Raw genomic sequence first — 25,841 nt, forward strand, 5'->3', positions numbered from 1 at the left:
ACCGGCGGTCAGCTTCCGGTCTTACCGGTGCCGGTGCCGGCTCCGGTCTCGGCGTCGGTCCTGGCGTCGACGTCGGCGTCGGTCTCGGTGCCGGTCTTGGCGTCGGCGTCGCTCTCGACGGCACCGTCGTCGGCACCGTCCGCGCCGGGGTCGGTGGTGCTGCCCGTGTCGGTTTCGGCGGCGGTCTCGGCAGGCAGCTCACCGGTGCTCTCGTACCGCCGGAACTGTTCCTCGGTGACCACCCGGTAGCCGGCGGCCAACTCGGCGGTGGGTCTCTTGCCCGAGACGTCGATCTGGGACACCCCACCGGTTGCCCCGGACCCGGCCCCTCCGCTTTCGGTCGGCTCGGCGGTGCCCGACCCGGCGTCGGTCGAACCGCCGGCGGCCGGGGTCGACGCGCCGACAGGTGGCAGCGGCCGACCCTCGGCGTCCAACGGGACGAGGAACTGTTGCGGGCCGCGTACCCGGACGAGATAGACCAGCGCGGCCAGGAAGACCACCGCCGAGGTCCACACGTTCAGCCGGACACCGAGGATCTCGTTGGCCTCGTCGGTACGCATCATCTCGATCCAGAACCGCCCGGCGGTGTAGCCCGCCACGTACACCGCGAAGGCCCGACCGGCACCGAGCTTCCAACGGCGTTCGGCGAGCAGCACCAGCGCGGCGACACCGACGTTCCAGATCGCCTCGTACAGGAACGTCGGATGGTAGAGCCCCGGCTCCAGCACCGGGTTTCCCTCCGGGTCGCGCAGCGCCTGACCGGGGTTGCTGCGGTCCATCTGGTGCACCTGCAGGCCCCACGGCAACGTGGTCGGGCCGCCGTACAGCTCGTTGTTGAACCAGTTGCCGAACCGGCCGACGGCCTGGGCGAGCGGCAGACCGGGAGCGAGCGCGTCGGCGATCACGCTGAGCGGGATGCCCAGCTGCCGGCCGGCCAACCAGGCGCCGACCGCGCCACCGGCGACAGCGCCCCAGATACCGAGACCGCCCTGCCAGATGTAGAAGGCTTCGATTGGGTTGCCGTTGGCGCCGAAGTACGCCTGGGGTGAGGAGACGACGTGATAGAGCCGGGCACCGAGGATGCCGAACGGCACCGCCCAGATGGCGATGTCCAGCACCGCCCACGGGCGGACCCCGCGCTGGCGGAGCCGGTACTCGGTGACCGCGCTGGCCACCACGATGCCGAGGACTATGCAGAGCGCGTACGCCCGGATGGGAACTGGACCAAGTTGCCAGACTGCGGTGGCCGGGCTGGGGATCGCGGCGAGTGTCACGGGTGCACACGCTACCGTCGCGACCCGCGAACCCGGGACCCCCGGCCGGCCGGCGTCAGGCGTGTCGCCGGCCTACCAGGTCACGGTGCCCTGCTTTGCCGGGTCGCCCAACCCGCTTCACCGGGTCACGGCACGTACGCCGGCGGCGAGTTCACCGCTGAGCGAACGCAGCGCGGCCAGCCCGGCGGGCAGATCGGCCGCGTCCAGCAGGCACCGGATCAACGCGCTGCCGACGATCACCCCGTCAGCGAACGAACCGACCTCGGCGGCCTGGGTTCCGTTGCCCACCCCGAGGCCGACGCCGACCGGCAGGTCGGTGACCTGGCGCAGCCGGCCGACCAGGGTCGGTGCCGCGCCGGAGGACTGCTCGCGGGCCCCGGTGACACCCATCAGCGCGGTGGCGTAGACGAAACCCCGGCAGTGCCGCACGGTCATCGCCAGCCGGGCGTCCGTCGACGACGGCGAGACGAGGAAGGTCCGGTCCAGGCCGTACGCGTCCGAGGCGGCCAGCCACTCGTCCGCCTCGTCCGGGATCAGGTCCGGGGTGATCAGCCCGGTGCCGCCGGCCGCCGCCAGGTCGCGGGCGAAGGCGTCGACGCCGTACCGCTCGATCGGGTTCCAGTAGGTCATGGTGACCACCGGCGCGCCGGTCGCGGCGACCGCCTCGATGATCCGCAGCGCGTCGGCGGTGCGGACTCCGCCGGCCAGGGCGATGTCGCTGGCCCGCTGGATCACCGGGCCGTCCATCACCGGGTCGGAGTAGGGCAGCTCGACCTCGATGACGTCGACCCCGGCGTCGACCATCGCCCGCATCGCGACGATGCTGTCGTCGACGCTGGGGAAGCCGGCCGGCATACAGCCGACCAGCACGGCGCGGCCCTCGGCCCGGGCCTTGTCGAACGCCACCGAGATGCTCATCCGTCCTGCCCGTCGAGTCGGTCCTGCCCGTCGAGGATGCCGAAGTAGGCACCGGCGGTGTGGACGTCCTTGTCGCCGCGGCCGGAGAGGTTGACCACGATGGTCGGCTCGCGGCCCAGCTCGGCGGTGAGTTCCGGGATGATCCGCAGGGTGCCGGCGAGCGCGTGTGCGCTCTCGATCGCCGGGATGATCCCCTCGGTGCGGCAGAGCAGCTGGAACGCCGACATCGCCTCGGCGTCGGTGACCGGCAGGTAGCGGGCCCGGCCGGCGTCGTGCAACCAGGCGTGCTCCGGCCCGACCGCCGGGTAGTCCAGCCCGGCCGAGATCGAGTGCGAGTCCAGGGTCTGCCCGTCGGCGTCCTGCAGCAGGTAGGTACGGGCACCGTGCAGCACCCCGGCGGCACCGCCGGTGATGCTGGCCGCGTGCCGGCCGGTGGCCACCCCGTCGCCGCCGGCCTCGAAGCCGTACAGCCGGACCTGGTCGTCGCCGACGAAGGCGTGGAAGATGCCGATCGCGTTGGAGCCGCCGCCGACGCAGGCGGTGACCGCGTCAGGGAGCGCGCCGAGGCTGTCCAGGCACTGCTGGCGGGCCTCGTCGCCGATGCCGCGCACGAAGTCGCGGACCATCGCCGGGAACGGGTGCGGGCCGGCGGCGGTGCCGATCAGGTAGTGGGTGTGGTCGACGCTGGCCACCCAGTCGCGCAGCGCCTCGTTGAGCGCGTCCTTGAGGGTGCGCGACCCGGTGGTCACCGGCACCACGGTGGCGCCGAGCATCCGCATCCGGGCCACGTTGAGCGCCTGCCGTTCGGTGTCCACCTCGCCCATGTAGACGACGCATTCGAGGTCCAGCAGGGCGGCGGCGGTGGCACTGGCCACACCGTGCTGACCGGCGCCGGTCTCGGCGATGATCCGGGGCTTGCCCATCCGCCGGGTCAGCAACGCCTGGCCGAGCACGTTGCGCACCTTGTGCGCGCCGGTGTGGTTGAGGTCCTCCCGCTTGAGCAGCACCGTCGCGCCGACCTGCGCGGACAGCCGCTCTGCCCGGTAGAGCAGCGACGGGGTGCCGGCGTAGTCGCGCAACAGTCGGTCGAAGTCGGCCCGGAAGCCGTCGTCGGCCATCGCCTGCCGGTACGCGACGTCCAGCTCGTCGAGGGCGGCGATCAGCGCTTCGGGCACGAACCGACCGCCGTAGCGGCCGAAGTGGCCGGTGTCGTCGGGCAGCGCGGCGGGCGGCGCGCCGGCGCCGGTCGCGCCGGCGCCGGGCGCGTCGACGCCGGTGGCGTTCGGGGCACTCATCGGACCGGCCTCGGCGTCGCCGGATGGTTGCCGGCGTTGACCAGCTCGGCGACCGCGTCCCGGGGGCTCTTCTGGGTCACCAGGCCCTCCCCGACCAGGACCGCGTCGGCGCCGGCCGACGCGTACCGGATGAGGTCGTGCGGCCCGCGCACCCCAGACTCGGCGATCTTGACGACGCTGTTCGGCAGCCCTGGCGCGATCCGCTCGAACACCGACCGGTCCACCTCCAGGGTGCGCAGGTCACGGGCATTGACCCCGATCACCTGGGCGCCGGCTTCGAGGGCCCGGTCGGCCTCCTCCTCGGTGTGCACCTCGACCAGCGCGGTCATGCCCAGCGACTCGATCCGCTCCAGCAGACCGACCAGCACGTTCTGCTCCAGCGCAACCACCATCAGCAGGACCAGGTCGGCGCCGTGGGCGCGGGCCTCGTGGACCTGGTAGCTGGAGACGATGAAATCCTTGCGCAGTACCGGCACGTCGACGGCGGCCCGTACGGCGGTGAGGTCGTCCAGTGAGCCGCCGAACCACCGCTGCTCGGTCAGCACGCTGATGCAGCGGGCGCCACCGGCGGCGTACTCCGAGGCAAGGTCGGCCGGGTCCGGGATGTCGGCCAGCGCGCCCTTGGACGGCGAGGCCCGCTTGACCTCGGCGATCACCCCGACCCCAGGCTTGCGCAGCGCTGCGCAGGCGTCGATCGGTGGTGGCGCGGCGGCGGCGAGCTCACGGATCCGGCTCAGCGGGACCAGCCCTTCGCGGCGTTGAACCTCGGCTCGGACGCCGGCGATGATCTCGTCGAGCACTCCGAGCGCCGGCGCCGACGGTCCGGCGCTGTCCTCCTGGTCAGCAGTCACCAACGGACTCCCCTCTCCGGGTGTCATGCGCCCGATGCTAGGTGGCGGCGCAGGTGAGCTGGAGTCGGGGGTATGGCGCGCCTCACCATCTGGGCTGGGGCATAATGCCCATCTTTCGTGAGAAGAGCATCACCCACCGTGCCGACGGCTCCCAGCGGGCCGGGTCACCCGGCAGCCCCGGACCCCATCGACGCTGATCATATCGTGTCGACGGCGCCGGCTCCGCTGTGGTGCAGATCAACACCGGCGGTACGGGTGCCGCCCGGTCCGTTGGGCGATAGTTGACCTGCGGGTCACCGCCGTGAAACAGCCTCCGGTCAGCATGGGGTTCGGGCAGACTGGTCGGCGGTAGCCGCCGGCCGCGCAACCACCTGGGGGACGCCATGAGCAGCACACCACGGGACGCCAACGTCGACCTGATCGCCATCCCCCGGGCCGTGGTCTCGCTGGCCGCCGAGGTCGTGCACACCATGGAACGCGCCGTGATCGGCGATCACCGGGTACGTACCGCCAAGGGCAATGCCTGGGAGGCGATCTGCGCCGACCGGGCCCGTGCCCACCAGCGGGACGAGATCCGCCGGCTGGTGGCCACGCTCGCCGCCGCCCGGTCCGTCGAGGTATCCGACGCCGCTGATGAGCCAACCGCCATCGCTGAAGCCGCCACCGTCACCGGTCGGCGCCCGGGTCGTCGTCGGTCGGGTCCTCGCCCCGGTCCAGAGCGTTCCACGCGTCCAGCGTCGACCGGCTAGACCGGCCGCCGGACCGGCTCCGCTCGTACCGGGCGCCCATCGCCGGCCAGTGCCGGGAGCGCAGCGCGGTGACCGCCCCCCCGGCGGCGAGCAGCACCGCACCGAGCACCGTCGCCGCCGGCCACTGCGGGGCCGACACGGTGCTGTCCGTCGTCGGACCGGCCGGACCTGCGCCAGTGAGCAGCACCGTCAGCCCACCGGCAGCCATCGCCACGCCGAGGGCCGCGAGCAGCGCGCCGACCAGCCGCCGGGCCAGCCCTCGGGTGGCCAGCACCGCGCCGGTGCCGGCCAGTCCGACCAGAGCGACCGCCGGCAGCCACGGCAGCACGTCGGCACCGGTGCGGGCCACCTCGACGGCCGGCAGTGGCGCCGGGCGCCCGGTCACCTCGACCGCCCAGTCCCGCCCGGCGGCGTACAGCACCAGGCCGGCCCCGGCCAGACAGGTGACGGCGGCGCCGGCCAACGCCCGCCCCGGTGCGGCCGACAGGCCGGGGCCGGTCACCGGGCCGGACGCAGCGTCTCGGCGGCGGCGATCGCCACCAGCACCGCCGCCGCCTTGCTCTGCGTCTCCCGTTCCTCTGCGGCCGGGTCCGAGTCCGCCACGATCCCCGCACCGGCCTGCACGAAGGCGCGGCCGGCACGGATCAGCGCGGTCCGGATCGCGATTGCCATGTCCAGGTCGCCGCCGAACCCGAAGTAGCCGACGGTGCCGCCGTACAGGCCCCGACGGGTCGGCTCCAGCTCCTCGATGATCTCCATCGCCCGGACCTTCGGCGCGCCGGACAGGGTGCCGGCCGGAAAGGTGGCCGCCAGCGCGTCGAACGCGGTCCGGTCCTCGCGCAGCTCGCCCACCACCGTCGACACGATGTGCATCACGTGGCTGTACCGCTCGACGGTGGCGAACTCGGGCACCTCGACGGTGCCCGGCCGACAGACCCGGCCAAGGTCGTTGCGGCCCAGGTCGACCAGCATCACGTGCTCAGCGCGCTCCTTCGGATCGTTGAGCAGCTCGGTGGCGAGGGCGGCGTCGGCCTGCGGAGTGGCACCCCGCCGCCGGGTGCCGGCGATCGGGTGCAGCATCGCCCGGCGGGTGCCGCCAGCGGTGACGGTGACCTTGAGGTGCGCCTCCGGTGAGGAGCCCACCACGTCGAAGTCGTCGAACCGCAGCAGGTACATGTACGGGCTGGGGTTGGTCGCCCGCAGCACCCGGTAGACGTCCAGCGGGTCGGCGGTGGTGTCCAGCTCGAATCGCTGGGCCAGCACGATCTGGAAGCACTCGCCGGCCCGGATCGCCTCCTTGGCCTCCTCCACCGCCTTGGGGTACGCGCCCGCGGCGGTGCGGCTACGGGCCGCCGGCCCGGGCGCACCGGGCGCGTCCATCATCGACACCATCGGTGGGTTGGGCCGGGACAGGGCGGTGGTCATCGCGTCGAGCCGGCCGATCGCGTGGTGGTAGGCGGCTGCCGCGGTAACCGGGTCGGCCGCCGCCGGCAGGACCGCGTTGGCGACCAGGATCGCCGTACCGTCGAAATGGTCGAGCACCACCAGGTCGGTGGCGAGCAGCAACCCGAACTCGGGCAGCGCCAGATCGTCCTCGGTGTGTTCGGGAATCCGTTCCAGCCGGCGGACGAAGTCGTAGCTGAGGTAGCCGACCAGGCCGCCGGTCAGCGGCGGCAGGCCGCCGGCGGGGTCGGTGTCCGGGGGCGGCCCGGTCAACGCGGCGACGGTCGCCCGCAGGACCTGGACCGGGTCACCTTCGGTGGGCACCCCGTCGGGCGGATCACCGAGCCAGTGCGCACCGCCACCGGACTCGGTCAGCGTCGCCGCGCTACGTACCCCGATGAACGAGTAGCGCGACCAGGCGGTGCCCGCCGACCCGGCGCCCTGTTCGGCGGACTCCAGCAGGAAGGTGCCGGGTCCGCCGGCGAGCTTGCGGTACACCCCGACCGGGGTCTCTCCGTCGGCCAGCAGCCGCCGGGTCACCGGCACCACCCGGCGCCGCCGGGCCAGGGTCTGGAAGGTCGGCTCGTCCGGGCTGACCGTACCGGTGATCATCGATCCTCCTGGGGGTCGGTGATGGTGCCGGTCACCGGCAGCTCGTCGAAGAAACAGTTTCCGGCCCCGGTGTGGCAGGCGGCACCGATTTGCTCGACCGCGACCAGCACCGCGTCGCCGTCGCAGTCCAGCCGCACCGACCGCACGTACTGGTGGTGCCCGGAGGTGGCGCCCTTGACCCAGTATTCCTGCCGGCTGCGCGACCAGTAGGTGGCCCGTCCGGTGGTGAGGGTGCGGTGCAGTGCCTCGTCGTCCATCCACGCCATCATCAGCACCTCGCCGGTGCCGTGCCGCTGCACGACGGCGGCGATCAGCCCGTCGGCGGATCGGCGCAGCCGGGCCGCGACGGCCGGATCGAGCGCGGAGCGCCGTGGCGGGTCGCCGGGCGTGGGCCGCCGGACGGTGGTCGGTGGGCCGGCTTCCGGTTCATCTGGTACGGACACAGTGCCCGATTGTTCCGTACGCCCGGACCGCCGTGGCGCGGCGTCCGGCATGCGGTGTCGTGAGCCCGACAGCGGCCGGCCGGAATCGACGGTTCGGGGGCTGTGCCGGTGCGGCATCAGGAGTACCTTGGCGGTGCGCCGCCACGGTCCAGGTTTGCGGGCACACCCACTGCTCGGCGGACCCGACCCCGGTGCCCGCCGATCGCACCTTTCCGCTCAGGTTCCAAGCCTGAGCCGGTGATGTGTGTCCGCCGGGCCTGTCGGCCGTGGCCGGCGCAGCGAGTCGGCGCACCACCCAGCACCACGCCCGTGCGGACGGCTCCGGTCACCCCGGGACCGGTCGCCCCGCCGAAGCGGACGGAGGATCAGCAATGCAGCCCACCCCCACCCCTGCACACGCCGGGCCGGTGAAGCCGGACGAGACCGGCACCGGTCCGGGTCCCGTGCACGGCACTGCCGTACCGACGCCCCGACCCGCCCTCGACGACAATCCGATCAACGAGGCGACGACGGAGATCCCGATGATCGTGCCGAAGCCGGCCCACCGCACCGGCCCGAGCCCGTTGCCGCCGATCGCCACGCAACTGCTCGGCGGCGACGGCGAGGCGGCCGGCGAACCGGCCGGCGAACCAACCGGTGACTCCGCTGACGACGATCGGGACGCGCCGGCTGCCGCAACGGCGCCGACACAGGGCGTCGCACCGACACCGGCAGCCGGCCAGTCGGACGACGGCCAGTCGGACGAGCAACGGGCGGAGACCGACGCCGAACCGGTTGGGGAGGATTCCGGGCCGGTCGAGCAGGATGCCGCAGCCGACGACCAGGACGGGAACGGCGACGGGGATCCGGCCGCCGGCGCGGCCGACGAGCCGGCCGACACCGATGTTCCGGCGGACAAGACGGTCGAGCCCGAAGGGACGGCCCAGCCGGACAAGACGGTCGAGCTGGATGGGACGGACGAGCCGGATGGGACGGACGAGGCGGATCGGGCGACCGCCGCGGCGGCGGACCCGGATGACGACGAGCGGTCGGGACCGACAGCCGAGACGGACGACGACCCGGCCGAGGACGAGGACGAGGACGAGGACGAGGAGACCGTCACCGCGCACGGCGACGCCGGTGATCTGTTCTACGCCGCCGCCGACGACGACGACTTCGACGACGACGAGGACGAGGACGACGAGGACGAGTTCGACGACGATGAGGACGACGAGGAGCGGGCTGCCATGCTGACTACAGCGGAGGAAACGACCGGGCCGGCGGCCGGGCGCGACGACCAGCCGGCAGTGGCCCGGCCGGCGAGACCGGGCGACGTGACGCTGCCACCGATCACCATCTGGACCGAGGACGCCGCCGACGAGCTACGCGACGAGTGGCACGAGATCAAGGCCCGGTTCGTCGACGAACCGGAGGTCGCCCTGGCGCAGGCTCAGTCGCTGGTCGGGCACACCGTCCGTACGCTGGCCGAGCGGCTGCTGGCCGAGCAGGTCGAACTTGACCCGCACCGGCACAGCGAGACGCCGGACACCGAGTCGATGCGGATGGCGTTGCGGCAGTACCGGGAGTTCCTGGACCGGCTGCTGGCGATCTGACCGCTGTGGGCGGGGCGGTCCGTTCCGTCCCGCCCGCCCGGGTCGACCTGCCGAGATAATTCATCTATCGTTGAGTTCTGCAGCTGATGAGTTATCCGGAGGCAGCCATGGACCCTGTCGTCGAGGTCACCGACCTCGTGGTCGACCGCGGCCGGCGCCGCGTGCTGCACAGCATCTCGTGCACCGTTGGCAGTGCCAGCGTCACCGGCCTGCTCGGCCCGAGCGGCAGCGGTAAGAGCACCCTGATGCGGGCGGTCGTCGGCGTGCAGACCGTCCGGTCCGGACAGGTCCGGGTGTTCGGCCAGCCGGCCGGGGCACCGCAGCTGCGGCGTACCGTCGGGTATCTGACCCAGGCGCCCAGCGTCTACGCCGACCTCACCGTTCGGGAGAACGCTCGGTACTTCGCCGCGCTGTACGGCCTGCCGGCGGCCGACGCCGACCGGGCCGTGGCGGACGTCGGTCTGGCGGCCGCCGCCGGGCAGCTGGTCGCCAACCTGTCCGGCGGACAGCGCAGTCGCGCCTCGCTGGCCTGCGCGCTGGTCGGCCGCCCCGAACTGGTCGTGCTCGACGAGCCGACCGTCGGCCAGGACCCGGTGCTGCGGGCCGAGCTGTGGGCCCGGTTCCACGCCCTCGCCGCCGCCGGCACCACCCTGCTGGTCTCCAGCCATGTGATGGACGAGGCCGGCCGGTGCGACCGGCTGTTGCTGATCCGCGACGGTCGGTTGATAGCCGACGACACCCCGGCGGCGGTCCGCGCCGCCGCCGGCACCGACGACCTGGACGAAGCGTTCCTGCGGCTGATCCGCGACCGCCAGCCGACCGCACCGAGCCGAGGAGCGGACCGGTGAACCCGAGGATTCTGGCCGCCACGGTCGGCCGCGTGCTGCGCCAGCTGCGCCACGACCGGCGTACCGTCGCGCTGCTGGTCGTCGTACCGGCGCTGCTGCTGACCCTGCTCTACTACATGTACGGCGACCAGCCGGCCACCGGCGGGCAGCCGGCGCTGTTCGACCGGGTCGCGCTGATCATGCTCGGCGTCTTCCCGTTCGTGATCATGTTTCTGGTGACCAGCATCGCGATGCTGCGCGAACGCACCAGTGGCACCCTGGAACGACTGCTCACCACGCCGCTGGGCAAGCTGGATCTACTGTTCGGCTACGGCCTCGCGTTCGGGCTCGCGGCGGCGGTGCAGGCCACCGTGGCCAGCGCTGTGGCGTACTGGCTGTTCGACCTGTCCACCGCCGGCAGCCCGGCGCTGGTGATCGCGATCGCGGTGCTCGACGCCCTGCTCGGCGTGGCGCTCGGCCTACTGTGCAGCGCCTTCGCCCGCACCGAGTTCCAGGCCGTACAGTTCATGCCGGTGGTGGTGATCCCCCAGCTGCTGCTCTGCGGCCTGTTCGTCGCGCGCGACGAGATGGCCGGCTGGCTGGAGGCGGTCAGCAACGTCCTGCCGCTGTCCTACGCCGTGTCGGCGTTGACCGAGGTCGGGGCGCATCCGGAGCCGACCGCGACGCTCTGGCGTGACCTGACCGTGGTCGCCGGGGCGGTGGTGGCCGCGTTGGTGCTCGCCGCCGCGACGCTGCGCCGCCGCAGCGGCTGAACCAGACGCGACAGGAAGCGGTACCGATGGCACGACGCACCGGCCGGCGACCGGGCAACCCGGACACCCGCGAGGCGATCCTGACCGCCGCCCGGCAGGTCTTCGGTGAACGCGGTTTCGACCAGGCGTCGGTGCGCGCCATCGCGGCGGCGGCCGGCGTGGACCCAGCGCTGGTGCACCACTACTTCGGCACCAAGGACAACCTGTTCCTGGCCGCGATGGACGCGCCGGTGGATCCAGGCGAGCTGCTGCCGCAAGCGCTCGCGGGCGGGCCCGGGGAGGTCGGCGAACGGCTGGTCCGACTGGTGCTGGGGGTCTGGGACTCGCCGGCCGGAGTGGCTGCCCTGGCGCTGCTGCGATCGGCGTTGACCAACGACTGGACCGCCCGGCTGATGCGCGAGTTCGTCACCACCCAGATCATCCGACGGGTGCTCGGTCAACTCGACCTGGATCAGGCGGAGCTGCCGGTCCGGTCCGCCCTGGTGGCCTCGCAGATGGCCGGCCTGCTGGTGGTCCGGTACATCCTGCGGTTGGCACCGCTGTCCACCATGGCGGCCGATGAGGTGGCCGCAGCGGTCGGTCCGACGATCCAGCGCTACCTGACGGGGCCGCTGACCGCAGCGGCCGGGGCGGCCGGGGCGGCCGAGACGACGCCGGGCTGAGCCCGCGCCGGCCGCGTCAGGCGGCGGCCGGTGGGGCGCAGCGCCGGCAGAGCACCGGGTGCAGCAGGCGGGCGAGTTCGGCGCGATCACGGACCGGGGCCGGGAAGGCCAACCGGGCGCGCGGTCCGTGCGGGCCGAGCGCGACCACGAACCCGTACCGGTCCATCCGGACGACCTGCGGATCCCCGGCCAGCGACCGGTGACCGGCGTCGCGCAACTGCCGGCGGATGAACGCGGTCATCTCGGCCCGGTGGTGGTCGGCGAGGTCGACGAGCAGCTCCGACTCGATGGCGCCGATCGGGTCGGGCTCGGCGGCGGCGTACTCGTCCGGGTCGACGTCGATGGCGACGCCACAGCGTTCCAGCCGGACCTCGGCCACCTCCATCCGGTACATGGTGGCACCCCGGCCGACGTCGAGCAGGTCGGGGCACGCGTGCACGTCGGCAAAGTCCAGCGCGGCCATCCGGGCGGGGGCACCGTCGAGCGGGCCGACCCAGCCGGACACCCAGACCCGGCCGTGCGTCGGCGAACCGGCCACCGGCGGTACGTCGGCCACCTCCAGCACCACGGCGGTGTCGTCGGTGCCGGCGACGGGTCGCAGCGCGCCGTCGAGCAGGTCGGACCCGGTGGCGAGCAGCAGGATCCGCCCCATCGGATCGGTCGCGTGCCGTACGGCGTGCGGTCCGGGGCGGCAGGCGACGTGCGCCATGCCGGGCAGCCGGCCGGATGCCATCGTCCGGGCGATCTCCGCGGGACTGGGCTGCATGACACGGACCTCCGAGATCAGTTAGGCTCACCTTAGTGAGGGCAGGCTAACCTACTGAACCCGGAGACGTCCACGTGAACCACCCACGACCCAAGGCGCGAATCTCCCGCGCCCTCGGCATCCCGCTGACCCGCAAGTGCACCCGGTACTTCGAGCGGCGCCCGTACCCGGCCGGCGTGCACGGCCGCGCCCGCCGCAAGCCCTCCGACTACCAGGTACGGCTGCTGGAGAAGCAGCGGCTACGGCACCAGTACAACGTCAGCGAGACCCAACTGCGGCGCGCCTTCGACGACGCGGTCCGCGGCACCGGCAAGACCGGCGAGGCACTGGTCACGCTGCTGGAGCGACGCCTCGACGCGATCGTGCACCGGGCCGGCCTGGCCCGCACCATCTACCAGGCGCGGCAGCTCGTCGCCCACGGCCACTTCACCGTCGACGGTCACAAGGTGGACCGGCCGTCGTACCGGCTGCGCCCGGGTCAGCTGGTCCAGGTCCGGGAACGCAGCCGGACCAAACCGCCGTTCCAGATCGCCGCCGCCGGGGCGCACGTCGGCGAGGGGCCGGCAGCGCCGTACCTGTCGGTCAGCCTCACCGAGCTGGCCGCGACCCTGGTCCGCGAGCCCGCCCGCCGCGAGGTGCCGGTCATCTGCGACGAGCAGCTGGTCGTCGAGTTCTACTCCCGCTGACCCCGGCCGCCACTCCCGCCGGACCCGGTGACCTGCGCCTTTCGGGCACAGGTCACCGGGTCTGCTCGAGCCAGGAGGCGAAGAGTCGGCCGTAGACCGACTCCGGATCGGCGAGCAGTTCCTCGTGCGGGCCGCGCTGCACCACCCGGCCACGGTCCACGACGATCACCTCGTCGGCGGCCTGGGCGGTGGACAGTCGGTGCGCGATCGCCACCGTGGTTCGGCCCCGGGTTACCGCCTCCAGGGTCCGCTGCAGCCGCACCTCGGTCGCCGGATCCACCGCGCTGGTCGCCTCGTCGAGCACCAGCAGATCCGGATCCGCCACGTAGGCCCGGACCAGCGCCACCAGTTGCCGCTCACCGACGCTTAGCGCCTCGCCGCGCTCACCGACCGGGGTGTGCACCCCGTCCGGCAGGCCGGTAACCCAGTCGGCCAGCCCCAGCTCCACGAAGGCGGCGGACAACTGCCCGTCGGTGAGCTCCGGGCGGGCGAACCGGACATTCTCGGCGACCGTCGCGTCGAACAGGAAACCGTCCTGCGGAACCATCACCACCCGGGACCGTAGCGACTCGAACCGGACCCGGTCGAGCGGTACGCCGGAGAGCTTCACCTGCCCGGACACCGGGTCCATCAGCCGGGTGAGCAGCTTCGCGAAGGTCGTCTTGCCGCTGCCGGTCTCGCCGACCACCGCCACCCGGGTCTTTGCCGGGATCTCCAGGGTCACCTCCGAGAGCACCTGCGGCCCGCCCGGATAGGCGAAGCAGACCTGCTCGAACCGCACGTCCAGCGGCCCGCCGGGCAGTTGCACCCCGTCGTCGCCCGGGTCGGCCACATCCGGGGCGACGTCCAGCACGTCGAGCACCCGCCGCCAGCCGGCGATCGCGTTCTGCGCCTCGTTCAGCACCTCGGTGGCGATCTGGACCGGCTGGATGAACAGGGTCACCAGGAACAGGAACGCGGTGAGCTGGCCGACGGTCAGCCCGCCGTCCACCCCCATCCGGACGCCGACCACCACCACCCCGGCCAACGCCAGACCGGCGGCGATCTCCCCGGTGGAGAAGCTGACGACGCTGGTCCGCAGCGCGCGCTGCTGGGCGCGGCGTTGCCCCTCGATCGCCTCGTCCAGCCGACCTGCGGTACGCCGGGACACGCCGTACGCCCGGATCACCGCCGCGCCGACCACGCTCTCCGCGACCGCGGCGAGCAGCGCGCCGGTGCGCTGACGAACCACGCCGTACGCGGCCGCGAGCCGACGCTGGAACGCCCGGATGATCAGCAACGCGGGGACGAAGGCGGCGAGGACCACCAGGGTCAGCTGCCACGAGTAGACCGCCATCACGACCGCGGTCACCACCACCTGGCCCATGCTGATCAGCAGGATGACCCCGCCCCACTGCAGGAACTGGGTGATCTGGTCGACGTCGCTGGTGACCCGGCTTACCAGCGAACCGCGCCGCTCGGACTGCTGGTGCAGCATGGACAGGTCGTGCACGTGACGGAACGCACGGGTCCGCACGGCGGCGAGAGCGGTCTCACTGACCGTGAACAGCCGGCGCACCATGAAGTAGCCGCAGACAGTCGTCACGACCAGCACGGCGGCGGTGGCCGCGACGATCGTGCCCACCACTTCGAGATCGGGGCCGCCCGGCGCGCGCAGGCCGTTGTCAATTGCCTGCTGGACCGCGACCGGGATGGCGGCCCGGCCGATCATCGACACCAGCGCCAGCAGCAGGGTACCGGCCAGCCCGGTCCGCAGCTCCGGGGAGAGCGCCAGCCCGCGGCGCATCGTCTGCCAGGTCGACTCGGATCTGCCCGCCAGTTGACCGGCGGCCGGCCCGCCCGACGGGTCGACGGGGTCGCCTCGACGCTCGCCGCCGGCGCGGTCGACGGTGGGCGCGCTCACGCGATCACCTCCGCCGCCCGCGCCGGACCGCCACCGGGATCGCCGTCGCCGCCGTCGGCGCCGGACCGGGTCCGCTCCCGCTCCGCTTCCGCCTGCTCGTACGCGGTCACCAGATCGTTGTAGCCGGGGCAGCGGGCCAGCAACTGCTGATGCGTGCCGTGGTCCACTACCCGACCCTGGTCGAGGTAGACCACCTCGTCGGCGAGGGCGATGGTGGCCCGCCGGTAGGCGACGATCAGGATCGACGTGGCGATCTCGGAGTTGCGCAGCGCGGCCAGGATCGCCGCCTCCACCCGGGGGTCGACGGCGCTCGTCGCGTCGTCGAGCACCAGCAACCGGGGCTGCCCGGCCAACGCGCGGGCCAGGGTGAGCCGCTGCCGCTGGCCGCCGGAGAGCGTGGTGCCGCGCTCACCGACGACGGTGTCCAGCCCGTCGTCGAGCGCCGCTACGAACCCGTCCGCCTCGGCCAGCCGCAGCGCCGACCAGGCCACCTCGTCGGTCAGCCCGGGCCGGTCCAAAGTGACGTTCGCCCGGACCGTGTCGTCGAAGGCGAACGGCACCTGGGCGACCAGGGAGACCGTTCGGGCCAGCGAGCCGGCGGTCAGCCGGGGCAGTTCGACGCCGTCGAGCACGACCCGGCCGCCGGTCGGGTCGACCAGCCGGGCGGCCAACGCGGCGATGGTCGACTTGCCGGCTCCGGTCGGCCCGACCAGGGCCACGGTCCGCCCGGCGGGCACGGTGAACGACACGTCACGCAGCACCGGCGGCAGCGCGCCGTCGGTGCCGGGCGCGGTGACCGCAGTCGGGTCGACGGACTGGTCGGCTGCGGCCGGCGCGGCGGACTGGTCGACCGGGGGCCGGTAGCTGAACCAGACCCGGTCGAAGACCAGGCTCGCCGGGGTGCCGGCGGCGGGCAGTTCGGTGTCGCCGTACGGCATCTCGCCGGTGGCGGTGAGCACGTGCCGCACCCGGTCCCATCCGGCGACGCTGCGGGGCAGCTCGGCCAGCACCCAGCCGATCGCTCGAACCGGAAAGGCCAGCACGGTGAACAGGAATGCGACGCTGACCAAATCGGCTACGCTGACCGCGCCCTGCCGCAGCCGGGCGGCACCGACCAGCAGTACGGCGAGGGTGCCGAGGCTGGGCAGGGTCTCCAGCAACGGGTCGAACAGCCCGCGCAGCCGGCCCACGGAGATCAGCGCGTCGCGCAGTTCGACCGCCCGGCCGGTGAACCGGGCGGTCTCCTGGGCCTCCCGCCCCATGGTCTTGACCACCAGGGCGCCGTCGAAGCTCTCGTGCGCGATCCCGCTGACCTCGGCCCGCAGCTGCTGTGCCCGGACCTGCCGGGGCGCCATCCGGCGCGAGTAGACCACGTTGAGGGCGAACAGCGCCGGGAACACCGCGAGCCCGACCAGTGCGAGCACCCAGTCGGTGGCGAACAGCGCGGCGATCGCCGTGACCAGCATCACCACCGTGCCGACGGCGAACGGCAGGGGGGCGACCGGGAACCAGGTCGCCTCGACGTCGGAGTTCGCGTTCGACAGCAGGGTGCCGGTGGGGTGCCGCTGGTGCCAGGACATCGGCAGGTCGAGGTAGCGGCGGGTGACCCGGCGGCGGTAGCTGGCCTGCAGACGGTACTGCATGAAGCCGGCGCCGAGCCGCCGACCGAAGATGCCCACCACCTTGACCACGCTCACCGCCAGCAGGGCCGCCGCACCGGCTCCGAGCAGGCCGGTGTCCACCCGCCCGGACTCGATCGACGGAACCACCACCTCGCCCACGATCGCCCCGACCACGTAGGCGCTGGCGATGGTGAGCAGCCCGAACACGACGCTGCCGCCGACGCCGACGCTGAACAGCCCCGGCTGCTCGCGGATGCCCTGGCCGAGCACCCACAGGCCGCGGAGCAGGACGTCACGGCTTGTTCGATTGGCCACGCTACCCCCGACTGTAAGTCCTGATCATCAAATCTCGTCCTTACCGACCCACGATGCCAGCGGGGTACGACGACTGTGGCCACCGCCACAGCAGACCCCCGGTCCCGGCACTCGACCCGGTACCACGACGTCGACTCGCTCGGCGCGCCGTCCGTCGCCCGCCTAGGATCGGTTCATGGCGCGGTTCGCACAGATGGAACGTCATGCCCTGGCCGACCTGTTCCTTGCCGTTGGTCCGGATGCCCCGACGGTGAACGACGGGTGGACCACCCGGGACCTCGCCGCGCACCTGGTCGTCCGGGAGCAGCGGCCCGACGCGGCAGCGGGCATCTGGTTGCCGGTACTGCGCGGCTACAGCGAACGGGTCCGGCTCGAACTCGCCGCCCGCCCCTTCCCCGACCTGGTCCGGATGGTCCGGCAGCCACCGGGGTGGAGTCCGGTGAGCAACCGGATCACCGACGAGGTGGTCAACCTGATGGAGTTCTTCATCCATCACGAGGACGTCCGACGGGCCCAGCCGGACTGGCAGCCCCGGGACCTGCCGCCCGGCGAGCAGGCCGCGCTGTGGAAACGCGTCTCGGCGCTGACCAGGCTGCGGCTGCGCCGGTTCCCCGGCACAGTCACCGTCGTCGCCGACGGCTACGGGGACGTGGCGACCGGGACCGGCGGGGACCGGGTGTCGATCAGCGCCCCGCCCGGGGAGCTGGTGCTCTTCCTGACCGGCCGGCAGCGGGTGGCCCGGGTCCAGCTGGACTGTGCCGCTGCGGTCGAAGAACGATTGCGTAACGCCCGCTTCGGCTTCTAGCGCTGATCCTCGTCGCGGCCCGGCCGGACCGCGATGATGATCATACCGGCACGCCGTCCCTCCCCTTGGCGGCCGGCTGGAGGCCGTATGCGCGCGTTCGCCCCGACGTCCGTGGTCGCCCCACCGTTCCGGCCCCGCGTCAACCCGTACCGGTCGACGCTCGCCAGGGCGTCGGCGGGCTGGGCGGACCGGCACGGGCTGACGGCTGATCCGCAGCGTGCCGCCCGGTTGCGCCGCGCCAACGCCGCCGAGTTGGCCGCCCGGGTCGCGCCCGACGCCGGCGTCGTCCGCGTGCAGCTGCTCAGCGACCTGATCACCTGGCTGTTCGCGCTCGACGACCGCTGCGACGAGGACGGGCTCGGCACCGACCCGGGCCGGGTCGTGCCGGTGATCAGCCAGCTGATGCGGACACTCGACGGGCCAGGTGCCACGCCACCGACCGACTGGGCCGACCGGTCGCCACTGGCGCTGACCCTCGCGGATCTGTGCGACCGGGTCCGCCGGCTGGGCCGGTCCGGGGTCCTGCTGCGGTTCACCGCTTCGCTGCACCAGTACCTCTTCGCGCTGCTCTGGGAGGCCGGCAACCGCCAGCAGGGCCGGGTGCCGGCGGTCGCCGAGTACATCCAGATGCGCCGGCACGCCGGCGCGGTACTGCCCAGTTTCGCGCTCACCGACCTCGCAGAAAGCGGACTGCCGCATTCCCGTCACCGGGTTGACCCGACGCTCGCCAGACTGAACACTGTGGCGGCGGATCTGGTCTGCTGGTGCAACGACCTGTTCTCGTACGGCAAGGAACATGGCCAGGATCCCCACAACCTGGCCACTGTGATCGCCCACGAGACCGGCCACGGTCCGGCGGCGGCTCTGGCCACCGCCGCCGAACGGTTCAACGACGGTCTCGCGCTGTTCCTCCGGCTGCAGGCCGAGGTGCTGACCGACGCACCGCCGCCGGTGGCCCGCCTGGTCGCGACGCGACGAAACTGGATCCGTGGCACCTACGACTGGTCGGTGAACTCCAGCCGGTACCAGCCCGGGTGACCGCCGTCGCCGACGACGGCCCCGGCATGCCGCACAGGCTGGTCCTACGTGGCGTCTCAGGGGCCGGCTCCACCGGTCTGGGTCTGGACATCGCCCGCCGGGCCGCGCAGGCCAGCGGTGGTCGGCTCGAGCTGGCCGACGGCTCCCCCGGCGCGGTGGTGACGCTGCGGTTCGGGCCGCCCACCGGCGGCTGAGCCAGCCCGGCCCGTTCGGTTCAACCCCGCTTTGTCGACGACGCAGCGCGCCGCTATCCGGCGACGGGCGAACCTTTGGTCGTACCACGACGACAGGAGGTTGGAGATGGCCAGCAGACCGATGATCGTGATGATCGGGCTGGGTGCGGTCGCCGCGCTCGCCGTCGCGGGCACCGCGCTCGGCGCGGCGGCCCAGGACGTGACCGGCGGTGCCGGGTCACCCAGCCCGGCTGTGGTCGCCAGCGAGTCGGGACAGGAAACGACTTCGGTACCGCGTGCCGGCACGGACGGCCGGCCGATCTGGGAGATCGAGGTCGTAGCCGACGGCGTCGAGTGGGACCTGGACATCGAACGGGTGACTGGAGACATCGTCAAGGTCGACCGCGACGACGATGACGACGACCGCTGGGACGACGACGACCGGGATGACGACCGCCGGGATCGCTGAGCGACGGTCCGGGCCGGTCGGCCGGCCGCCGGGACGAGGTCCCGCCCGTCCCGGCGGCCGGACGGATCAGCCGATCGGTGCGGGCAGCAGCGGCGGACGCTGGGTCAGCGTCGGCACCGCGGTCAACGTCGGGCGTGGGGTCAGCGTCGGGCGTGGGGTGAAGGTCGGGCGTGGGGTGAGGGTCGGGATCACGGTCGGATTGACGGTCAGCGTCGGTACCGGAGTGATGATGTTCCGGAACAGCACGTAGAGCAGCAGGTTCGGCGAGCCGGGCCCGGGGTTGACCACCACGTTCGGCGTGGCGAGCCGCAGGATGAAGGCGGTCACCTGCGCCGGGGTGTAGTTCGGGTACGCCTGCAGCACCATGGCGGCCGCGCCGGCCACGTGCGGGGCGGCCATCGAGGTGCCGCTGATCGTGTTGGTAGCGGTCGGGCTGGTGTGCCAGGCCGAGGTGATCTGCGATCCGGGCGCGAACAGGTCCAGGCAGCGTCCCCAGTTGGAGTACGGTGCCCGGTTGTCGTTGCGGTCGGTGGCCCCGACGGTCATCGCGGCGGGCACCCGGGCCGGCGAGAAGTTGCAGGCGTCGGCGTTCGAGTTGCCGGCCGCCACCGCGTAGCTGACGCCGGAGGCGATCGAGGCGGTCACGGCGCTGTCCAGCGTGGCGCTGGCCCCGCCACCGAGGCTCATGTTCGCCACCGCCGGCCGGCCGGCGGCGTTGGTGGTGACCCAGTTGACGCCGGCGAGGACCCCGGCGACGGTCCCGCTGCCGGAGCAGTTGAGCACCCGGACGGCGACCAGCCGGACCTGCTTGGCCACTCCGAACCTGGTGCCACCGACCGTACCGGCGACGTGGGTGCCGTGCCCGTTGCAGTCCGCCGACGTGCCGCCGAACGCGTCGTACCCGGGAACGGCCCGGGGGCTGAGGTCGGTGTGGTCGAACCGGATGCCGGTGTCGATGATGTACGCGGTGACCGTCGAACCGGTGTTCGGGTAGGTGTAGGAGCGGTCCAGCGGCAGGTAGCGCTGGTCGATCCGGTCCAGACCCCAGGACGGCGGGTTGACCTGGGTGCCGGCCAGCGAGACGGTGTGGTTCTGTTCCACGTACGCCACGGACGAGTGCGCCGCCAGGCGACGGGCGGCGGCCTCGGAGAGTTTGATCTCGAAGCCGGTGAAGGCGGTCTCGTACAGCCGGTTGACCACACCACCGTAGGTGCCGGCGAGGGCGGCGGCGCGGGTCGCGATCCGGGCGGTCCGCATGGTGCTGGAGCCGCTCACCGCGCTGGCCTTCAACGCGACGATGTAGCTGCCCGTCACCGCGGTGGCGCCACCCGCCTGGCGGATCTCGCCGGTGGGTGCGGCCGCGGCCGGCGGGGTGACCGTGATGGTGGCGACTGCCGCCGCCACGACCAGTACCAGGGCCCGCCGGACGTGCGTGCGCAAGGGTGCCATCTCCGTCCTTCCTTCGATCTTAGATCCACAGCGGAGCGCCCACTGCGGACAGATGGACGATCGACGATGCCGATCGGACCGATCGTAGGTCGGAGCTAATTGACAGTTTCCTATATCTCTTCGGTCATACTACTTGCAGTATGCATACGGCTACCCTCCGCACCATCACCAATCGGCGGTAGCAACGGGTGCGGCCCCCGGGCGCTGGGGTGCCCGGGGGCCGCGTGCGCTGCTCGACTCGTCGGATCGGTCAGCTGATCACCGGATCAGTTGACCACGAAGAGCAGGCGGTTCGGCGAGCCGGAGCCCGCACTGGACACGACGCCGGTGGTGGCGTTGCTGACCAGGTAGCTGGACACCTGGGACGGGCTGTAGGAGGGGAACCGGCCGAGCACCAGAGCGGCGGCACCCGCCACGTGCGGGGAAGCCATCGAGGTGCCGCTGATGGTGTTGGTCGCGGTGTTGCTGTTGTACCACGGTGCGGTGATCGACGATCCCGGCGCGAAGATGTCCAGGCAGGAGCCGTAGTTGGAGTACGACGCACGGGCGTCGCTGCTGGTGGTGGCGCCGACGGTGATCGCGCTGGAGACCCGGGCCGGCGAGTAGTTGCAGGCGTTGGCGTTCGAGTTGCCGGCCGCCACCGCGTAGCTGACGCCGGAGGAGATGGAGTTCGCCACCGCGCTGTCCAGCGTGCTGCTGGCCCCGCCGCCGAGGCTCATGTTCGCCACCGCCGGCTTCACCGCGTTGGCGGTGACCCAGTTGACCCCGGCGACGACCCCGGCGATGGTGCCGCTGCCGGAACAGTTGAGCACCCGGACGGCGACCAGCCGGACGCCCTTGGCCACCCCGTACGCGCTGCCGCCGACCGTACCGGCGACGTGGGTGCCGTGTCCGTTGCAGTCCGCCGACGTGCCGCCGAACGCGTCGTAGCCGGCGCGGGCCCGCCCACCGAAGTCGTTGTGCGTGGTGCGGATGCCGGTGTCGATGATGTACGCGGTGACGTTGCTTGCCGTCGTGGGGTAGGTGTAGGCGTTGTTCAGCGGCCGGTTGCGCTGGTCGATGCGGTCCAGACCCCAGGACGGCGGGTTGTTCTGGGTGGCGGCGAGCGACACGGTGTGGTTTTGCTCCACGTACGCTACGGACGAGTGCGCGGCGAGCCGGCGGGCGGCCGACGGCGACAGCCGCGCCTCGAAGCCGTTGACCGCGGCGCCGAAGACACGGTTGACGGCACCGCCGTACTGTGCGGCGAGGCGGTCGGCCCGGTCGGCGACGGCGGCCGCGCGGGCCGCGTCACCCCGGGCCGCGACGGCGGCGTCGGTGAACACCACGATGTAGCTGCCCGCGACCGCGGTGGCCCCGCCGGCGAGCTTGATCTCCCCGGCCGGAGCGGCGGCCGCCGGGTTGCCGACCAGCGCGGTGGCGACCGCGGCGGCGCAGCCGGCCAGCAGCAGCCGGCGGCCGGTGGTACGGAGAACGGTCATCCCTGTTCCTTCCTGGATGCGGACACCCGCGTCGGCTTGTGGCCGTCTCGGTCGCGGGCGGGCGATCGGGATATCGATCGATGGGATCGTATGCGGGAGCGTTGGCAGGGTTATATATCGATATCCCTATACCGCCGACCCACGGTTCCCGGTGCCCGGCGCCGGCGCGGGCCACCGACCCCGACGCCGGGCACCGGCGACGGACACCGCCGGGCGCGGGCGAATGAGCCCTTGACGAGGAACGGCACCGCGAGGCATGGCCGGGTTTGCCGCGCTGGGCGATGCTTGGGGCTAGCCGAAAGCCGACCCTGGCACTACTGTTCGGTAACACAGAATTTACGTGACGGCGCTCACTATCACATATGCGGAGGCGACGGACCCGATGGCTCTCGACGTCCCATACCGGTCGATTCCCGACATGTTTCTGCAGCGGGTGGCTGCCTCGCCGGACCGGAACGCGATCGCCGGACCGGCGCCCGGCGACTCCGGCCTGACCTGGATGACCTGGGCCGAGGTCGCCGGCCGGACCAGGGCGATCGCCGCCGGCCTGTACGCGCTGGGCGTCGGCAACGAGGACCGGGTCGCCATCCTGGCCAACACCCGGATCGAATGGGTGCTGGCCGATCTGGGCATCATGTGCGCCGCCGGCGCGACGACCACGGTCTACCCCACCACCGAGCCGGCCGACGCGGCGTTCATCGTCGGCGACTCCGGCTCGAAGATCCTGATCGCCGAGAACCGCGCCCAGGCCGACAAGATGGCCGGCGCGGACCTGCCCGCGCTGACCCACGTGGTGCTCATCGACGGAGCAGCCGACCCCGCCGCGACGGTCCCCCAGCTCACCCTGGCCGAGCTGGAGGAACGAGGCACCCAGGCACTCGCCGAGGAACCCGGCCTGGTCGAACGGATCGCCACCACCATCGAGCCGGAGCACCTGGCCACCCTGATCTACACCTCCGGCACCACCGGGCGGCCCAAGGGCGTCGAGCTGCTGCACCGCGGCTGGTGCTGGGAGGCCGTCGCCCAGTCCCAGCTGGGCATCATGAACCCCGACGACCTGCAGTACCTCTGGCTACCGCTGTCGCACTCGTTCGGCAAGACCCTGCTGTGCAGCATCATCCACGTCGGACTTCCGACCTACGTGGACGGCCGGGTGGACAAGCTGGTCGACATGTTGTCGGTGGTCCGGCCCACGCTGATGTGCGCCGCCCCGCGGATCTTCGAAAAGGTCTACAACAAGGCGGTCACCACAGCGCAGGAGGCCGGCGGCGCCAAGGCCCGGATCTTCGACTGGGCGGTCGGCGTCGGTCGCCAGCGGGTCGCCCGGCAACAGGCCGGCCGGCCGGTGTCGGGTGGGCTGAAGCTCAAGTACGCGATCGCCGAGAAGCTGGTCTTCAGCAAGCTCCAGGCCCGCCTCGGCGGGCACATCAACGCGCTGGTCTCCGGTTCGGCGCCGCTGAGCCCGGACATCGCCGAGTTCTTCGCCGCCGCCAACCTGCCGATCTGCGAGGGCTACGGGCTGACCGAGGCGAGCGCGGCCAACTTCGTCAACCGGCCGGTCCAGATCAAGATCGGCACCGTCGGGCAGGCGCTGGGCGACCTGGAGTGCCGCATCGACGAGGACGGCGAGGTGCTGCTGCGCGGCGCACCGGTGATGCGTGGTTACCACAACCTGCCGGCGGAGACCGCCGAGGCGTTCACCGCCGACGGGTTCTTCCGCACCGGCGACATCGGCAACCTCGACGACGAGGGCTTCCTGACCATCACCGACCGCAAGAAGGACCTGGTCAAGACGTCCGGCGGCAAGTACGTGGCACCGTCGCACATCGAGGGCCTGTTCAAGGCGGTCTGCCCGTACACCTCGCAGGCGGTGGTGATCGGCCAGGCCCGCAACTACTGCACCATGCTGGTCACCCTGGACCCGGACGCCATCACCGGCTGGGCCGCCGACGGGCCGTTGGCCGGCCGGCCGTACGCCGAGATCGTCGCCTCCCCCGAGGTGCAGACAATGGTGGCGGGCTACGTCGCGGAGCTCAACAGCAAGCTCAACCGGTGGGAGACAATCAAGAAGTTCGCTATCCTCAGTCGGGACCTGACCATCGAGGACGGCGAGATGACGCCGTCGCTCAAGATCAAACGCCGGATCGTGGAGAACAACTTCGCCGCCGAGATCGACCGGATGTACGCCGGTCAGCTCGCCGAGATCTGACCGTGGGGTCGGGCACCAGCCGCCGTCAGGCGATCATGGCGGGCTCCCGCCACTGGCGGCGGCTGGTGCGGTCAAGGTCGTAGCGCACGGCGGCGATCCGCCGTACGGCGTCGGTCAGCACCGGCACCGGCAGGGTGAACGGCAACCGCAGGAACCGCTCCAGGGTGCCGTCGATGCCGAACCTGGGGCCGGGGGCCAGCCGTACCCCGGACTCCTCGGCCGCTCGGGCGAGCGCGCTGGAGATCGGGCCGTCCAGCTCCGCCCAGAGGGTCACCCCGCCGTGCGGCACGCTGACCCGCCACTCGGGCAACACGTTGGCCAGTTCGGCGAGCAGCGCGTCCCGCTGGGCGGTGAGCTGCGCCAACCGGGCCGGCACGATGGTGTCAGCAGCGGCCAGCAGGTGGACCCCGACCAGCTGGTCGAGCACCGGACCGGCCATGTCCACCCCGACCCGCAGGGCGGCGAGCCGCTGCACCAGCGGCGCCGAGGCCCGTACCCAGCCGATCCGCAGCCCACCCCAGTAGGGCTTGCTCATCCCCCCGATGGAGATCACCCGGGAGTGCCGATCGAAGACCGCGGTCGGCGGCGGCACCGGGGTGCCGTCCAGCGGCAGGTCCACGAACGACTCGTCGACCACCAGGTCGGTGCCGCTGGCATGGGCCGCCGCGACCACCCGTTCCCGCAGCTCGGCCGACATCAGGTGACCGGTCGGATTCTGGAACTCGGGGATCAGGTAGGCCAGCCGGGGCCGGTCCTGCCGGATCGCGCCGAGCAGCAGATCGGCGTCCCAACCACCGCCGGCGGTGGTCGCCAGTCCGTGGGTGGCGATCCGGGCCCGACGGGCGGCGAGCGCGGCGAGCGCGTTCGGGTAGGTCGGCGACTCGACCAGCACCGGCGCACCGGCCGGCAGCAGCAGCCGCAGCACCAGGTCGAGGGCGTGCTGGGTGCCGCTGGTCACCATGATCTGCTCCGCGCTGGTAGGCAGGCCACGCCGGGTGTAGCCGTGCGCGACCGCGGCCCGCAGCTCGGCCAGCCCGGTCGGGTAGTAGCCGGCGTGCTGCAGGAAGCGGGGCAGGTCCTCGGCGGCGGCCCGGGCCGCCGGTACCAGCTCGGGTGGGGCGGCCAGCGCCGCGTACCCCAGGTCGATCATGTCGGGAGCGGTCTCCGCGGTCCACAGCCCGGAGCTGGCCACCTGGTGTCCGATGGGCAGCGTGGTCCAGCTGCCGGCCCCCCGACGGCTGGTCAGGTGGCCGGTCTCCCGCAGACTGCGGTACGCGGCGGTGACGGTGGTCCGGCTGACCCGCAGCGACTCGGCCAGTTCCCGCTCGGCCGGCAGCCGTACGCCGAGCGCCAGCCGCCCGTCGGCGAGCAGGCCGCGGACCGCCCCGGCCAACGCGGCGTAGTCCGGGTTGCGCCGCCGGCCGGGCAGGGCATGCCACTGGCCGAGCAGCCGGGCCAATTGGCTGCCCCGCACGATCACCGCCAT

22 protein-coding genes and 2 pseudogenes are annotated in these 25,841 nt (G+C 72.5%); 11 read left to right on the forward strand and 13 right to left on the reverse strand.

Going from position 1 to position 25,841, the window contains the following annotated elements; translation table 11 throughout:
* Positions 1–8 precede the first annotated feature (8 nt).
* The 4 genes from lgt to trpC form a co-directional block, all read right to left on the reverse strand.
* Positions 9–1,274, reverse strand: coding sequence for a prolipoprotein diacylglyceryl transferase (lgt, locus tag O7621_RS24340; protein WP_282231402.1), 1,266 nt, complete (start codon positions 1,272–1,274; stop codon positions 9–11).
* A gap of 117 nt (positions 1,275–1,391) precedes the next feature.
* Positions 1,392–2,192 (reverse strand): tryptophan synthase subunit alpha, encoded by an 801-nt coding sequence (gene trpA, locus O7621_RS24345; RefSeq protein WP_278170147.1) that lies wholly within the window; start codon positions 2,190–2,192, stop codon positions 1,392–1,394.
* Positions 2,189–3,487: a tryptophan synthase subunit beta gene (gene trpB, locus O7621_RS24350; RefSeq protein ID WP_282231403.1), complete on the reverse strand. Its 1,299-nt coding sequence runs from the start codon at positions 3,485–3,487 to the stop codon at positions 2,189–2,191. Before trpB ends, trpA begins: the two co-directional genes overlap by 4 nt.
* Complete coding sequence (trpC, locus tag O7621_RS24355) at positions 3,484–4,287, reverse strand: indole-3-glycerol phosphate synthase TrpC (protein ID WP_281555624.1); 804 nt, start codon at positions 4,285–4,287, stop codon at positions 3,484–3,486. The genes trpB and trpC overlap by 4 nt, the downstream gene beginning before the upstream one ends.
* 434 nt (positions 4,288–4,721) lie before the next feature.
* On the opposite strand from trpC, the pseudogene O7621_RS24360 reads away from it, so the two are divergent.
* A pseudogene (locus O7621_RS24360) lies at positions 4,722–4,949 on the forward strand (hypothetical protein); the annotation flags it as partial.
* A 55-nt stretch (positions 4,950–5,004) separates the two neighbouring features.
* Here O7621_RS24360 and O7621_RS24365 read toward each other — a convergent pair.
* From O7621_RS24365 to hisI, 3 genes are read right to left on the reverse strand one after another with little or no spacing between them, the layout of a single operon-like run.
* Positions 5,005–5,589 carry a Trp biosynthesis-associated membrane protein gene (locus tag O7621_RS24365; RefSeq protein WP_282231404.1) on the reverse strand — a complete coding sequence of 195 codons (585 nt, stop codon included), beginning with the start codon at positions 5,587–5,589 and terminating at the stop codon, positions 5,005–5,007.
* Complete coding sequence (locus tag O7621_RS24370; protein ID WP_282231405.1) at positions 5,586–7,142, reverse strand: anthranilate synthase component I; 1,557 nt, start codon at positions 7,140–7,142, stop codon at positions 5,586–5,588. The genes O7621_RS24365 and O7621_RS24370 overlap by 4 nt, the downstream gene beginning before the upstream one ends.
* Positions 7,139–7,585, reverse strand: coding sequence for a phosphoribosyl-AMP cyclohydrolase (gene hisI, locus O7621_RS24375; RefSeq protein ID WP_282231406.1), 447 nt, complete (start codon positions 7,583–7,585; stop codon positions 7,139–7,141). The genes O7621_RS24370 and hisI overlap by 4 nt, the downstream gene beginning before the upstream one ends.
* Before the next feature lie 371 nt (positions 7,586–7,956).
* Between hisI and O7621_RS24380 the strand changes: the two genes are divergently transcribed.
* From O7621_RS24380 to O7621_RS24395, 4 genes are all read left to right on the forward strand, one after another.
* The gene (locus tag O7621_RS24380) at positions 7,957–9,177 is read left to right on the forward strand and encodes a hypothetical protein (RefSeq protein ID WP_282231407.1); all 1,221 of its coding nucleotides are present in this window, start codon (positions 7,957–7,959) and stop codon (positions 9,175–9,177) included.
* 107 nt (positions 9,178–9,284) lie between these two features.
* Complete coding sequence (locus tag O7621_RS24385) at positions 9,285–10,025, forward strand: ABC transporter ATP-binding protein (protein WP_282231408.1); 741 nt, start codon at positions 9,285–9,287, stop codon at positions 10,023–10,025.
* Positions 10,022–10,777 carry an ABC transporter permease gene (locus O7621_RS24390; RefSeq protein ID WP_282231409.1) on the forward strand — a complete coding sequence of 252 codons (756 nt, stop codon included), beginning with the start codon at positions 10,022–10,024 and terminating at the stop codon, positions 10,775–10,777. The genes O7621_RS24385 and O7621_RS24390 overlap by 4 nt, the downstream gene beginning before the upstream one ends.
* A gap of 26 nt (positions 10,778–10,803) precedes the next feature.
* Positions 10,804–11,439, forward strand: a complete 636-nt coding sequence (locus O7621_RS24395) for a TetR family transcriptional regulator (RefSeq protein ID WP_282231410.1) — start codon at positions 10,804–10,806, stop codon at positions 11,437–11,439.
* A gap of 16 nt (positions 11,440–11,455) precedes the next feature.
* Here the strand turns inward: O7621_RS24395 and O7621_RS24400 are convergent, their stop codons facing one another.
* Positions 11,456–12,205, reverse strand: coding sequence for a DUF2470 domain-containing protein (locus tag O7621_RS24400; RefSeq protein WP_282231411.1), 750 nt, complete (start codon positions 12,203–12,205; stop codon positions 11,456–11,458).
* Positions 12,206–12,279: 74 nt separating this feature from the next.
* On the opposite strand from O7621_RS24400, the gene rpsD reads away from it, so the two are divergent.
* Entirely contained in the window at positions 12,280–12,891 is a 612-nt protein-coding gene (rpsD, locus tag O7621_RS24405; protein WP_282231412.1) for a 30S ribosomal protein S4, read from the forward strand.
* A 52-nt stretch (positions 12,892–12,943) separates the two neighbouring features.
* Here rpsD and O7621_RS24410 read toward each other — a convergent pair whose 3' ends face one another.
* Entirely contained in the window at positions 12,944–14,677 is a 1,734-nt protein-coding gene (locus tag O7621_RS24410; RefSeq protein ID WP_278174553.1) for an ABC transporter ATP-binding protein, read from the reverse strand.
* A gap of 113 nt (positions 14,678–14,790) precedes the next feature.
* Entirely contained in the window at positions 14,791–16,731 is a 1,941-nt protein-coding gene (locus tag O7621_RS24415) for an ABC transporter ATP-binding protein (protein ID WP_282231413.1), read from the reverse strand.
* 175 nt (positions 16,732–16,906) lie between these two features.
* On the opposite strand from O7621_RS24415, the gene O7621_RS24420 reads away from it, so the two are divergent.
* From O7621_RS24420 to O7621_RS24435, 4 genes and pseudogenes are all read left to right on the forward strand, one after another.
* Entirely contained in the window at positions 16,907–17,536 is a 630-nt protein-coding gene (locus tag O7621_RS24420) for a TIGR03085 family metal-binding protein (protein WP_282231414.1), read from the forward strand.
* A gap of 87 nt (positions 17,537–17,623) precedes the next feature.
* Positions 17,624–18,574, forward strand: a complete 951-nt coding sequence (locus O7621_RS24425; RefSeq protein ID WP_282231415.1) for a terpene synthase — start codon at positions 17,624–17,626, stop codon at positions 18,572–18,574.
* 5 nt (positions 18,575–18,579) lie between these two features.
* A pseudogene (locus O7621_RS24430) lies at positions 18,580–18,768 on the forward strand (ATP-binding protein); the annotation flags it as partial.
* Between the two features lie 106 nt (positions 18,769–18,874).
* Entirely contained in the window at positions 18,875–19,216 is a 342-nt protein-coding gene (locus O7621_RS24435) for a PepSY domain-containing protein (protein WP_282231416.1), read from the forward strand.
* A 66-nt stretch (positions 19,217–19,282) separates the two neighbouring features.
* On the opposite strand, the gene O7621_RS24440 is transcribed toward O7621_RS24435, so the two are convergent.
* Positions 19,283–20,665: a S8 family peptidase gene (locus O7621_RS24440; protein ID WP_282231417.1), complete on the reverse strand. Its 1,383-nt coding sequence runs from the start codon at positions 20,663–20,665 to the stop codon at positions 19,283–19,285.
* 266 nt (positions 20,666–20,931) lie between these two features.
* Positions 20,932–22,146, reverse strand: coding sequence for a S8 family peptidase (locus tag O7621_RS24445; RefSeq protein ID WP_282231418.1), 1,215 nt, complete (start codon positions 22,144–22,146; stop codon positions 20,932–20,934).
* Between the two features lie 382 nt (positions 22,147–22,528).
* Between O7621_RS24445 and O7621_RS24450 the strand changes: the two genes are divergently transcribed.
* Complete coding sequence (locus tag O7621_RS24450; protein WP_282231419.1) at positions 22,529–24,355, forward strand: long-chain fatty acid--CoA ligase; 1,827 nt, start codon at positions 22,529–22,531, stop codon at positions 24,353–24,355.
* 25 nt (positions 24,356–24,380) lie between these two features.
* Here O7621_RS24450 and O7621_RS24455 read toward each other — a convergent pair whose 3' ends face one another.
* A complete protein-coding gene (locus O7621_RS24455) occupies positions 24,381–25,841 on the reverse strand; it encodes a PLP-dependent aminotransferase family protein (protein WP_282231420.1) in 1,461 nt (486 codons plus the stop codon).

Source organism: Solwaraspora sp. WMMD937 (assembly GCF_029581175.1).
GTDB lineage: Bacteria > Actinomycetota > Actinomycetes > Mycobacteriales > Micromonosporaceae > Micromonospora_E.